We start from the raw sequence: 12,299 nt of genomic DNA on the forward strand, positions 1-12,299 counted from the left end.
CCATGTTCGATCTCGACACGATCCGCCGCGACACTCCCGGATGCCTCGACAAGGTGTTCCTCGACAGCGCGGGATCCTCGCTCCCGCCCGAGCCGGTGCTGACCACGATGATCGAGCACCTGCGACGTGAAGCCGACGTCGGCGGATACGTCGCAGCTGCTCGTCAGAGCGGCGCCCTGGCTGCTGTTCCGCATTCGCTGGCCCGGGTCATCGGCGCTCAGGCAACCGATATCGCGTTGACGGACAGCGCGACCCGCGCGTGGAACGACTTCTTCGCCTCGGTTTCGCTCGGACCTGGTGATCGAATCCTCATCAGCGGAGTCGAATACGCGAGCAACGCCATCGCCGCCCTGGGGCGGGCGCGTTCGACCGGCGCCCACGTCGAGATCATCCCGAGCGATCAGTACGGACGCATCGACCTCGACGCACTCGAGAACATGCTCGACGATCGGGTTCGCCTCGTCTCCGTCGTCCACGTCCCCACCAACGGCGGCCTGATCAACCCCGTTTGCGAGGTCGTCGAATTGGCCAGAGCCCATGGCTCTCTCGTTCTGCTCGACGCGTGCCAGTCCTTCGGCCAGTTGCCCATCGACGTCACCGAACTCGGCATCGACGCCCTCAGCGCCACCGGCCGCAAGTGGCTCCGCGGGCCACGCGGAACCGGATTCCTGTACGTCCGCCCCGGACTCGTCGACGCGCTCGAACCTGCTGCGATGGATCTGCACGGAGCGGAATGGACGAGCGAGAACAGCTTCGTCCCTGCACCGGACGCAACACGATTCGAACTCTGGGAGACGAGTGTCGCTGCGCGCCTGGGTCTTGGCGTCGCCGCCGATTATCTGCTCTCGATCGGCACCGACACGGTGTGGGCACAGATCGAATCCAGAGCAGTCGCGCTGCGGCAAGGGCTGGCATCGATTCCCGGAGTCGACGTCCACGATCGAGGGACCCAGCTGAGCGGCATCGTTTCCTTCACCGTCGAAGGTATTTCCGAGCACCTCGTGCGGGATCAGCTTGCAGCACAGAACATCACCGTCACCGTCAGCGGTCGCGGGTCCACGCTCCTCGACATGGATGCACGCGGGCTCGACGCCGTGGTTCGCGCATCGCCGCACTACTTCGTCGACGAAGCGGACCTGGACGCATTCCTTAGCGCGGTCAGAAGATTACAAACCTCCCGTTGACCGGGACCACACCTGATCCGCGGAAGTCGAAACTGCAACTGTGTGGCGATCAGTAGTTTCGTCTTCCGAAAGGACGCTTCGCATGGCCGACCCGACCGTCAGACCGATCTCCGCTGCAGACATCACCACCTGGGACTACGAGGCCGACGTCGTCGTCGCGGGATACGGCATCGCCGGCGTCACCGCTGCGATCGAAGCAGCGCGTGCGGGCGCCGAGGTGCTCGTCCTGGAGCGGACGGGCGGTTGGGGCGGAGCCGCGTCACTGGCTGGTGGATTCATCTACCTGGGCGGTGGAACGCCGTTGCAGAAGGCGTGCGGGTTCGAGGACTCGGTCGAGAACATGAAGACGTTCATGAAGGCAGCGCTCGGCCCCGGAACCGACGACACGAAGATCGACGCGTACTGCGAGGGCAGCGTCGATCACTACAACTGGCTCGTCGACGCCGGCGTCCCGTTCAAGGAATCGTTCTGGGGTCAGCCCGGCTGGGAACCGCCGTACGACGACGGCCTCATGTACTCGGGCGGCGAAAACGCCGCACCGTTCAGCGCGCTCGTCGATCCCGCGCCCCGCGGACACGTCCCGCAGATGAGCGAGAAGAAGACCGGCGAGCAGGGCGGCGGCTACATGCTGATGAAGCCACTCGTCGAGACGGCCGAAAAGCTCGGCGTCCGTGCAGAATACGATCTGCGTGTCCAGACTTTGGTGGTCGACGGCGATCGGGTCGTGGGAGTTGTCGCCAAGCGCTACGGCAAGGACGTCGCGATTCGTGCCCGCAAAGGCGTCGTGCTTGCGATGGGCAGTTTCGCGTACAACAACGAGATGGTGCGCTCGAACGCACCGCGTATTTTCGGCCACCCGGCGGCCTCGATCGAAGCGCACGACGGCCGCGCAATCCAGATCGGTCAGGCCCTGGGCGCCGACACCGCACACATGGACGCCACCGAGGTCGCGTTCTTCTGCGACCCACAGTTGATGGTGCGCGGCATTCTTGTCAACGGCCGTGGTCAGCGATACATCCCCGAAGACACCTACCCGGGCCGCATCGGACAGGCAACACTGTTCCAGCAGGACAACCAGGCATTCCTCGTGATCGACGAAGCTGCGTACGAGGAAGGCATGAATGCCGAATCGTCCAGTGCGCAGTTGCGGGCGCAGCCGACCTGGGTGGCGGAAACCGTCGAGGAACTCGAAGCCGAGATGGGGCTTCCCGCCGGATCGCTGCAATCGACCGTCGACCTCTACAACCGTCACGCAGCTGAAGGGTCCGACCCGGTGCTCGGCAAGAAGTCCGAGTGGGTCAAGCCGATCGTCGGCCCGTTCGCGGCAATCGATCTACGTGGCCGCACAGGCGGATTCACGCTGGGAGGATTGAAGACAACCGTCGATTCCGAGGTTCTGCACGTCTCGGGTGCGCCGATCCCCGGACTGTTCGCAGCGGGGCGCTGCACGTCCGGTGTCTGCGCAGGTGGTTACGCCAGCGGAACCAGTCTCGGCGACGGCAGCTTCTTCGGACGTCGTGCCGGAATCAGCGCAGCGCGCTAGGTCACCACAACCCGCACGCCGTCGGCAAAGCGGTACGGCTGAGTCTGCAGAACCGCGCCGAGGTGTTTCCTCAATCTGGACACCTCGGCGCGCACTGCCACCACATGCTCGCGATCACCGAAGAGCACTTCGCTCAGGCCTGCGGCATCCACGCCAGCCGATCCCACAGCTGCCAGCGCACGCAAGATCTGAGCGTGACGCGGCGAAAGCGCGCGCGTCCAGTTTGCATCACCACGCACCGTCACCTGCGGCGATGCACCGAGGGACAGCTCGAGCTCGATCACCGGCCCGCCGACGCCGGTGCGCAACAGCCAGCCGTCACCGAGCGGCTCAGGCAGACACATCCCGAGACCTGGCACGATGACGGGCTTTCCCGCACTGGGTGCCGCCACCCGGTCAGGCGCGGCAATCCCGCTGGCGCCGGCCACCCAGCCGAACTCGTCGACCACCAATGCCGGACCCGTGCCCGCCGCGAACAATGGCGCCGCCCGCGAGCGCAGGCGATCGAGCTGAGCTGCATGCTCGCGCCACAGCGTCGCCTCCGCGAGGCGAACCGCGGTGCGAACCAGCGCGACAGTGGTGGGATGCACCGAGGCTGCGGACCCGCTGATGTCCACCACACCCAGGATCTCGCCTGTCCGGGGGTCGTGCACAGGCGAGCCGGTACATGACCAATTGTGATGCGTCGGCGCATAGTGCTCGGCCGAGAAGAGTTGCACCGCAGAATCTTCGATCAGCGCGGTACCGATCGCGTTGGTACCCACCGACTGCTCCGACCAGCGCGCGCCTTCGGCGAACCCGAGTGCGTCCGCCGCACGTTTGACGGTCTTCGCCCCTTCGCGCCAGAGCAGGACACCGTCGGCGTCGGCAACGACCACGATGAAGCCCGCGTCCTCGGCGACCTCGGTGAGCGTGGTTCTCAGCTCGGGCAGAACGCTGCGCAGCGCGGTACGCGAACGCCTCGACTCCAGCTCGGAGAAATCGGCGACAGCGGACGCGCCGCAATGATCGGGCGCGAGCCCACCCGCGGCCACCCGCGACCACGACCGCGCCACGACGGTCCGCGGCTGCGCCGGTGGTTCCTGCCCCGAGAGAACTGCGTCGTGCACCCGGCTCAGAAGGCGCGCATGCTGCGACAGGTCGGTACCCGGCACGACGGCACCGAGCCGACTGCCTTCGGGAGCGCTCCCCACGGTGGTCACTCCGTCAGGCTACCGCTTTCGATGTGACGCGAACCACGTCCACACGGCCAGGTCCCCACCACCTGCGATTAGCGGCGGGGAGCAAACTCCGGTAACGTATCCAAAGTTGTCTCGGCGAGGGTGAATCGCAGCAGTTCCACACGTTGCAGGTTTACCGTGATCGACGCGGCTACGGCTCAGCTCGAGCGTTTCGCTCCTGGCCGTGTGCGCGCCTGTCCGCCTTGCCGCAGGCAAAACCACACGTCAGTAAACCGAGCACGAACCCCGTGAGTTGTAGGAGCCGTTTCATCATGTCTGAAGAAAACAACCTCGTCGCCGTCGTCCGCACCGAATTCGGCAAGGGCGCAGCTCGCCGCGCACGTCGCGACGGCCAGGTCCCCACGGTTCTGTACGGCCACGGCGAAGATCCCCGCCACCTCAACGTGCCGGCTCGCGACTTCGCTCGCATCCTCCGCGCACAGGGCACCAACGCCATCCTCACCCTCGACATCGAGGGCACGGAGCAGGTTGCACTGACCAAGTCGGTCGTCGTGCACCCCATCCGCAGCTACATCGAGCACGCTGACCTCCTCGTCATCAAGAAGGGCGAGAAGGTCACCATCGACGTTCACGTCGTAGTCGTCGGTGACGCTGCTGCAGGCACCATGGTCGCGCAGGATGCATCGACCATCTCCATCGAGGCAGACGCCCTCCACATCCCCGAGCAGATCGAGGTCTCGGTCGAGGGCCTCGAAATCGGCACCCAGATCCTGGCAAGCCAGCTCGAACTGCCCGCCGGCTCCGTCCTGCAGGCTGACGCCGACACCCTGATCGTCAACGTCGTTGCTGCACCGACCGAGGCTGACCTCGAAGAGGGCGCAGAAGCTCCCGCCGCCGACGAGGCTGCAGAAGAGGCCTGATCCTCTCGGTTCCAACAGAACTCACTGCGCGCGGCGCGTCATTCCGATTCGGAGTGACGCGCCGTTCGTGCGTAGCAGGAAAAACAAGCCAGAAAGTAGCGTCCGTTGAGCACAGATACCGCCCTCGTCATCGGCCTGGGTAATCCCGGCCCGCAGTACGAGAAGACCCGGCACAACGTCGGCTTCATGGTCGCCGGCACCCTTGCCGGGCGCATGGGCGGAAAGTTCAACGTACACAAGAAGAGTGGCGCCGAAATCGTCGAAGGTCGCCTCGCCGGCCGACGCGTGATTCTCGGAAAACCACGCTCGTACATGAATCTCTCGGGTGGCGCGGTCGCCGGTCTCGCGCGATTCTTCTCGGTCGATGCCGCGAACATCATCGTCGTCCACGACGAACTGGATCTCGATTTCGGGACCATCAGACTCAAACTCGGCGGCGGCGAAGGCGGACACAACGGTCTGCGGTCCATTTCGAGTTCGTTGACCACCAAGGACTACCTGCGCACACGCGTCGGGATCGGTCGCCCGCCGGGCCGCATGGACCCGGCGGACTACGTTCTCAAACCGTTCTCGTCCACGGAGCGAAAAGAACTCGATCTCGTGTGCGAAGAAGCTGCGGATGCAGTCGAGCTACTGCTCGAACTCGGGCTCGAAGCCGCACAGAACCGCTTGCACTGACAGTCAGTTACCCAGCAGGGCAGCCGAATTGGCGCGGCGGAGCTTTCCCGACGACGTCTTCGGAATACTGCCGGGGCCCAGAACCGCAACGGCGCGAGGCCGGACACCGACGTCGGCAACCACGGCGTGGACCACTTCGCGCTCGATGCGCTTGACCTCTTCCGGATCTTCGAAAGCGTTGGTCTCGACGGCGACCGCAAAGCTCTCACGCTTCTGGCCGGCATCGAGACGGATTGCGACGGCATTTCCCGGGCGCACACCGGCAACGCTTCCGGCTGCCCGTTCGATGTCTGTGGGGTACACGTTCCGGCCGCCCATGATGATGACGTCCTTGACTCGCCCGCACACCACGACCAGTCCTTCTTCGGTGAAGTACCCGACGTCACCGGTATCGAGCCAACCGTCGGAGTCCTGCGCCGGCTTGTGACCTTCCACCGTGACGTAACCGGGGGTCACTGCCTTGCCGCGAACCTCGATGATTCCGACGCCGCGGGCCGGAAGCACCTGGCCGTCGCGGTCGACGATGCGTCCCTCGAGGTCAGGCACCATCTTTCCGAGTGTGGCGAGGGCACGAGCGTTGGGGCGATTGGACGGCACCGCCCGAGACATCGACTCGAGGAAGTCGGGATCGACGTAGTCGAGGACCTGACCTTGATCGGGATCCGGAATCGACACGGCGAGCGTGGTTTCCGCCATTCCGTACACGGGAGCGAGCGCGGTCGGGTTCAAACCGAAACGCGCACCGGCCTCGGCGAGGGCATCCATCGTGTCGGGATCCACCGGTTCGGCGCCGTTCCACATGTATCGGACGCTGGAGAGGTCGACTGCCCCGTCTTCTGCCTGTGCGAGTCGACGAGCCAAGAGTGAATACGCGAAGTTCGGTGCGGCGGTGACAGTTCCGCCGTACTTGCCCATGAGTTCCGCCCACAGCACCGGGGTGCGCAGGAAATCCATCGGCGTGATGCTGATGACCTCGGCGCCCACCTGCATCGGAACCGTGAGGAAGCCGACCATGCCCATGTCGTGGAAGAGCGGAAGCCAGCTCACCATCACGTCGTCCTCGATGGAGAACTTGATGCGGTTGATCATCGCGTACGCATTTGTGTAGAAGTTCTCGTGCGTGATCTGCACGGCCTTGGGCGAACCGGTGGAACCTGACGTCAACTGTTGGAGTGCGATATCCGATTCGGCCGTCTCCACGGGATCGATCGACGTTCCGCTACGAAGCTCGTCCACCGTCACGACGGTGATGCCTCGCTCTTCTAGGAGCGGCTTGGCCGCGTCGAATGGTGCACCCAGAATGACGGCTTTTGCGGAGATCATGTCGATCACCGTCTCGGTGTCCTGAGCCCAGACGCCCAGATCCGTTCGGGGGGTCGGCTGATGCAGCATCGTCACCGACGCACCGCGCATCCACGTCGCCTGGCAGGCAGGCGCGATGTCGACGGGCTGTCCGGCGAGAATGCCGATCGCGACGCCGCGATCGATGCCGACCTCGGCCAGGCCACCGGCCATGCGCCGAGCTTCCTGGTGGATGTCGCCCCAGGTCTGACGGAAAGCGTTGTCGGGCTCTCCCGTCACCAGGCCGCGGTCGGTGACTGCGGCGGTCGCGTACATCTCTTCGGTGAACTTGCTCAACGCAACTCCTCGGTCAGTGTCACTCTTCGATTCAGTGCAACTCTTCGCAGGACACAAATGGCTGTGTGTTCGAACACACACATACATTGATAATCAGCGATCGTTCGCCGAGTGTTACGCCGCAGTGGCTACTGCCTCGTGGTCTGCGAGTATCCTTTCTCTGTTGTGCTGCCGCACTCTCCACCTGTCCGCGCACCGGCACGTCGCCGGCACCGACGCCCACTTCGAGAGGTTCTTCGTTGACTACCCCGTCCGACTCGACCGTCCCTTCCGACTCGACTGTCCAGTCCGACACCGAAGGCCCCGATTCAACCGAGAGCGGGTCGGTCGCGGTCACGACGACGACCAAGGGCTTGTCCGCCGAGGCGGAGCGTCGCCGCACCTTCGCCGTCATCTCGCATCCTGACGCCGGTAAGTCGACACTCACCGAAGCGCTGGCACTGCACGCGAAGAAGATCTCCGAGGCAGGTGCCGTCCACGGCAAGGCCGGCCGCAAGTCGACGGTCTCGGACTGGATGGAGATGGAGAAGGCCCGCGGCATTTCCGTCAGTTCCACCGCACTGCAGTTCAACTACCACTCGTCCGAGACCCCGGACGAGCAGATCAACGTCATCAACCTCGTCGACACCCCCGGTCACTCCGACTTCTCCGAGGACACGTACCGCGTCCTGACCGCCGTCGACGCAGCCGTCATGCTCATCGACGCTGCCAAGGGCCTCGAACCGCAGACCCTCAAGTTGTTCCAGGTGTGCCGTCACCGCGGCATTCCGGTCATCACGGTCATCAACAAGTGGGACCGTCCCGGCCAGACTCCTCTCGAACTGCTCGACGAGATCAGCGAACGCATCGGCCTCACGCCCACTCCCCTGTACTGGCCCGTCGGCATCGCCGGCGACTTCCGAGGACTGTTGCGGCGCGGCGAAGACGGTGAGGCTCGCGAGTACGTCCGCTTCACCCGTACCGCAGGCGGCGCGAAGATCGCCCCCGAAGAGGTCATGGACGCCGACGCGGCGCTCGCCAAGGAAGGCTCCGAGTGGGAGACCGCGGCCGAGGAGAGTGAACTGCTCTCCGCTACCGGCCAGGACCACGATCAGGAGATGTTCCTCGCCGGTCAGACGTCCCCGGTGATCTTCGCGTCCGCGATGCTCAACTTCGGTGTCCGCCAGATCCTCGACACTCTCGTCGAATTGGCGCCGCCGCCGCGGGGCCGCGAAGACCTCAGCGGCAAGCCGCGCGAGGTCACCGATCCGTTCAGTGCAGTCGTCTTCAAGGTGCAGGCCGGTATGGACACCGCGCACCGTGACCGTCTGGCGTTCATGCGCATCGTCTCCGGCGTGTTCGAGCGCGGCATGGTTGTCACACACGCTCAAACCGGCAAGCCCTTCACGACCAAGTACGCGCAGACGGTATTCGGCCGTGAACGTTCCACCGTCGAATCCGCGTTCCCCGGCGACGTCGTCGGCCTCGTCAACGCCACCGCACTCGCACCCGGCCACACGCTGTACACCGAGAAGAAGGTGGAGTTCCCGCCGATCCCGTCGTTCGCGCCGGAACACTTCTCGATCCTGCGCGCCGAAAGCGCCGGCAAGTACAAGCAGTTCCGCCGTGCAGTCGATCAACTCGATTCCGAGGGCGTCGTCCAGATTCTCCGCAACGACATCCGCGGCGACGCCTCCCCCGTCATGGCTGCTGTCGGCCCGATGCAGTTCGAGGTCGTCGCAGCGCGCATGAAGGCCGAGTTCAACGTCGAGGCCAAGATGGAACCACTCGGCTACGCATTGGCCCGCCGTACCGACGCCGCGTCCGAGGTCGAACTGAACCGTCAGCGCGGTGTGGAGGTCTTCACCCGATCCGACGGTGTCCTGCTCGCCCTTGTCAGTGACAAGTGGCGCCTGCAGTACATCCAGAAGGAACTCCCGGATCTGACGCTCGAACCCCTCGTCGCTGCTGCGGACTGATGAGCCTGATCGAGGCGCTGTTCGACGCTGAACTGCACATCGGCAGCGCCACGATTCTCTGGCGAGAGATCATCGGAAACGCGTTCGGAATAGGCTCCGCGATCGCGGGCGCGCGACGCTCGGTATGGGCGTGGCCTGTCGGTATAGCCGGAAATGCCTTGTTGTTCACGGTCTTCATGGGCGCACTTTTCCACACGCCGCAAGAGCTCAATCTCTACGGCCAGGCCGGCCGTCAGTTGTTGTTCATCACCGTCAGCGTCTACGGGTGGACCCAGTGGCGACGTGGGGCACGTGACTCCGGTCGCGCAGTCTTGCCCCACTGGGCGACAACTCGCGAGCGAGTCGCCATGATCGCCGTCATGGCAAGCGGCACAATCGCTTTCGCCTGGATCTTCGACCTTCTCGGCTCGTACGGAGCGTGGGCGGAGGCCTGGATCTTCACCGGCTCGATCCTCGCGACGTACGGGATGGCACGCGGCTGGACCGAGTTCTGGCTCATCTGGATCGGCGTCGACGCTGTCGGCGTTCCCCTTCTATTCCGGGCCGGGTACTACCCGTCGGCGATCCTCTATCTGGTCTATGCATTCTTCGTTCTGTGGGGCTTCGCGATGTGGCTGCGCATTCAACGCCGAACTCCACAAGGGGTGTAACAGTAAACAGACTCCTGGTATGTTTGCGTCGATTAAGCAAACCAGCGGTCTGTTTACGGGCATCAGGAGCGAACAATGGAAGACAAGAATTCTCACGGAATAACGGGCCCCAACGGTTCCGGCAACGGATCGAGAGCCAGTAGTTCCGCGAGTAATGGTTCTGCGAGCAACCTTCCCACGGGTAACGGTTCTGCGAGCAACCTTTCCACGAGCAACGGTTCCAGCAGTGCCACCGCCACAGCGGATTTTCTGTCGACCGCACCCAAGCAATCGGATGCATTCACGTTTCCGCTTCCTACCCGAACCACGGCCGCACACAGCAGCGGAGAGGACCTTTCAGTGCCAGCTTCAACACGCGAATCATCGAGGACACTCGAGACTCGGAGTCGCACCGTCGTACGGCGCGACGCGATGGGTGTAGCCGCCGTTCGAGTGGCCGGTCGACTCACCCACACCGAACTCATCGCGAATCAGGCCTCACCCTCGAGCACGCATTCCTCCGATCCCACGATGGATCTGGACGAGTTGCTCACGATGCTCGGCAGCTACCTGTTGTCCTCGGGGTTCGAACATCCCGAAATCCACGCCAAGCTCGGTGGACAGTCGATCGTCGTCAACCTCGTATCGCCGGAGATCAGCGCCAGCTGAGCTCGACCCAGCTGTTCAGGGCCACAGCACTGCTCGTGTCCATGCTCGGTCCGAGCCGCGCCGGTACAACCATCGCTGATGCCGACGCCCGGAGTCTGCCTGCCAGAACTCGACAGACTCCGGCTCGAGGCACCACGCACGCCAGTCCTTCGACACGAACCCCGGGTCGTCACTGATTCTTGCTTCCGCAGCGGCCACCGATGTGTCGTACGCCCCTAAGTCTTCGAGCACCTCGCTCTGCTTACTTGCGGTCGCCACCGCTCTCGCAGTGACGGAGCGTTCGACGAAGTCTCGGCTTCGAAGTGCGTCGTCGCCCTCGCGAACCAACCCGCGAATCCGGACCTGCTGGCCCGTCTCACGCCAGTAGAAGGCGAGCGATGCTCGCGGATTTTCTTTCAGCTCAATGCCTTTCGGCGAAGCAGCTGAACCCGAAAACCAGAACCCACCCTCGGTCACGTCCTTGAGGATGAGGAAGCGGGAATCGGGCATACCGTCACTGTCGACGGTCGCGAGCGCACATACGTGTGGCTCGACGACGCCGAAGGCCACGGCCGCACGGAGCCAGTCGAGGAACAGCTCTCCCGGCTTTTCCGGAAAATGTTCAGGCGCGGGCGGCGGAGTTCCGGTCAGTGCGGGGATACCGCGAATCCACGTCCGTACGTCAGGCAGCGAAAAATCTGCATCAACCATGAGCCGACTCTAATCGCGGGCGGCCTCAGGAGACGTTGCGAACTACCGAGTCGCCGAACGACGGTTGCTGCAGCAGCGCCCACTTGTTGGACGTCAATCGGAAACTCGGCATGTCGGCGAGCGCCACCACCGATTCCCAGGTCCGCTCGTAGCTCGTGTGGGAGATTCGCCATTCACCGTCGCTGCAGCGGGTGTATCTGTCGTGATAGAAGGCCGATCCGCGAAGAAGCATGCCGTCTTCGGGGATCACCACAGTGTCCGCGAGGCACCAGATCCCGGTTGCGGTGTCTCCGTCGACGTCGATCTCGGGTTGCCCGCACTGATGTTCAGTGATGACGTGTGATCCGAGGGTGTTCTCGAGGAAGGAGACGAACGAATCTCGGGAATCGAAACTGAGTTGTTCTCCGTAGATCGCGGTGGCGTCGACGGTCAGAGTGTCGGCGAATTCGACCCACGATTTGGTGTCCAAGGCGCGTGCGTATCGGTACTTGAGTCTTTGGATGAGAACAATCGCTTCGAGATCCATGATCCCCGCCTCCCGGTGCAGCAACCACCCGTCCTATGTGTGCACATTAGCCTGTATCACGCCGAAACGGGCATTACTCTCAAAGCTAGTAGAAATGTCAGCCGATAACACGCTTTTCCAGGCCGTCGAGCATGATCGTGATCTTCTCGTCCAACCAACCTCGCCCGTGCCACGTCGATTCGTCGCCGATCCCCTCGACCAACGACTCCGACGCATTCCAACTCTCCTGATACGCCTGGCGCGCAGAACGCGAATCCGCGGAGCTCACGGTCTTGTCCATCGCCGCCATCATTGCGAACTGCGTCATGGTCACCTCGGAGATGAAGTCCACGGCCAGGACCGCGTCATGTGGTGTGAAACCCTGCGCAGTCAACGAACCGACCAGTTTCTCCACGATCTCGATTATCGCCGGTGGCGTGCCCGGAACTGCGAGACCGACCTGGGCTAGACCTGGATAGCGCTCGAACGAGGACCACAGAACGTCGCACAAATCCGTCAGAAACTCACGCCACGGACGATCCGTGTCCGGCCATACAGTCTGACGCACAACGTGATCCGCACAAGCCCGCAGCAGCGCTTCACGGTCCGCGAAGTAGCGATAAAGTGCAGAATGGCTGACGCCCAGACGTTTTGCCACACTCGGCATGGTCAATTCACTCAGATCACCAGCCAGGGCGGCCTCG

Annotated in this window: 13 protein-coding genes; 7 read left to right on the plus strand and 6 right to left on the minus strand. The window is 63.7% G+C overall.

The window, feature by feature from the left end:
* Nucleotides 1-2: 2 nt before the first annotated feature.
* Nucleotides 3-1,184, plus strand: a complete 1,182-nt coding sequence (locus tag ABX74_RS12235) for an aminotransferase class V-fold PLP-dependent enzyme (RefSeq protein WP_047888913.1) — start codon at nt 3-5, stop codon at nt 1,182-1,184.
* Between the two features lie 82 nt (nt 1,185-1,266).
* Entirely contained in the window at nt 1,267-2,727 is a 1,461-nt protein-coding gene (locus ABX74_RS12240) for an FAD-dependent oxidoreductase (RefSeq protein ID WP_047888914.1), read from the plus strand.
* On the opposite strand, the gene ABX74_RS12245 is transcribed toward ABX74_RS12240, so the two are convergent.
* On the minus strand, nt 2,724-3,929 hold the full coding sequence (locus ABX74_RS12245; protein ID WP_019744666.1) for a GAF domain-containing protein: 1,206 nt from the start codon (nt 3,927-3,929) through the stop codon (nt 2,724-2,726). The two genes, ABX74_RS12240 and ABX74_RS12245, sit on opposite strands and share 4 nt — an antisense overlap.
* A gap of 290 nt (nt 3,930-4,219) precedes the next feature.
* Here ABX74_RS12245 and ABX74_RS12250 point away from each other — a divergent pair, with 290 nt between their 5' ends.
* Both ABX74_RS12250 and pth read left to right on the plus strand, forming a co-directional pair.
* Nucleotides 4,220-4,828: a 50S ribosomal protein L25/general stress protein Ctc gene (locus ABX74_RS12250; RefSeq protein ID WP_020908579.1), complete on the plus strand. Its 609-nt coding sequence runs from the start codon at nt 4,220-4,222 to the stop codon at nt 4,826-4,828.
* 105 nt (nt 4,829-4,933) lie between these two features.
* The gene (gene pth, locus ABX74_RS12255; protein ID WP_003946229.1) at nt 4,934-5,506 is read left to right on the plus strand and encodes an aminoacyl-tRNA hydrolase; all 573 of its coding nucleotides are present in this window, start codon (nt 4,934-4,936) and stop codon (nt 5,504-5,506) included.
* Nucleotides 5,507-5,509: 3 nt separating this feature from the next.
* On the opposite strand, the gene ABX74_RS12260 is transcribed toward pth, so the two are convergent.
* Nucleotides 5,510-7,144: a fatty acyl-AMP ligase gene (locus ABX74_RS12260; RefSeq protein WP_031331014.1), complete on the minus strand. Its 1,635-nt coding sequence runs from the start codon at nt 7,142-7,144 to the stop codon at nt 5,510-5,512.
* A gap of 353 nt (nt 7,145-7,497) precedes the next feature.
* On the opposite strand from ABX74_RS12260, the gene ABX74_RS12265 reads away from it, so the two are divergent.
* Together ABX74_RS12265 and pnuC are read left to right on the plus strand one after the other, a co-directional pair.
* On the plus strand, nt 7,498-9,102 hold the full coding sequence (locus ABX74_RS12265; protein WP_135000451.1) for a peptide chain release factor 3: 1,605 nt from the start codon (nt 7,498-7,500) through the stop codon (nt 9,100-9,102).
* Nucleotides 9,102-9,752: a nicotinamide riboside transporter PnuC gene (gene pnuC / locus ABX74_RS12270; RefSeq protein WP_019744670.1), complete on the plus strand. Its 651-nt coding sequence runs from the start codon at nt 9,102-9,104 to the stop codon at nt 9,750-9,752. Before ABX74_RS12265 ends, pnuC begins: the two co-directional genes overlap by 1 nt.
* A gap of 92 nt (nt 9,753-9,844) precedes the next feature.
* Here the strand turns inward: pnuC and ABX74_RS30825 are convergent, their stop codons facing one another.
* Complete coding sequence (locus tag ABX74_RS30825) at nt 9,845-10,036, minus strand: hypothetical protein (RefSeq protein WP_306294056.1); 192 nt, start codon at nt 10,034-10,036, stop codon at nt 9,845-9,847.
* 55 nt (nt 10,037-10,091) lie between these two features.
* On the opposite strand from ABX74_RS30825, the gene ABX74_RS30830 reads away from it, so the two are divergent.
* Nucleotides 10,092-10,400 carry a hypothetical protein gene (locus ABX74_RS30830; protein ID WP_283301934.1) on the plus strand — a complete coding sequence of 103 codons (309 nt, stop codon included), beginning with the start codon at nt 10,092-10,094 and terminating at the stop codon, nt 10,398-10,400.
* 15 nt (nt 10,401-10,415) lie between these two features.
* Here ABX74_RS30830 and ABX74_RS12280 read toward each other — a convergent pair whose 3' ends face one another.
* The 3 genes from ABX74_RS12280 to ABX74_RS12290 form a co-directional block, all read right to left on the minus strand.
* The gene (locus tag ABX74_RS12280) at nt 10,416-11,090 is read right to left on the minus strand and encodes a pyridoxal 5'-phosphate synthase (protein WP_021345110.1); all 675 of its coding nucleotides are present in this window, start codon (nt 11,088-11,090) and stop codon (nt 10,416-10,418) included.
* A 25-nt stretch (nt 11,091-11,115) separates the two neighbouring features.
* Nucleotides 11,116-11,616 carry a nuclear transport factor 2 family protein gene (locus ABX74_RS12285; RefSeq protein WP_020970307.1) on the minus strand — a complete coding sequence of 167 codons (501 nt, stop codon included), beginning with the start codon at nt 11,614-11,616 and terminating at the stop codon, nt 11,116-11,118.
* Nucleotides 11,617-11,713: 97 nt separating this feature from the next.
* Nucleotides 11,714-12,299 (minus strand): TetR/AcrR family transcriptional regulator (locus ABX74_RS12290; RefSeq protein ID WP_047888915.1); only part of this gene is annotated, 586 nt, incomplete at its 5' end.

Origin of the sequence: Rhodococcus sp. ARP2, assembly GCF_001029585.1 — a bacterium.
Classification (GTDB): domain Bacteria; phylum Actinomycetota; class Actinomycetes; order Mycobacteriales; family Mycobacteriaceae; genus Rhodococcus_F; species Rhodococcus_F erythropolis.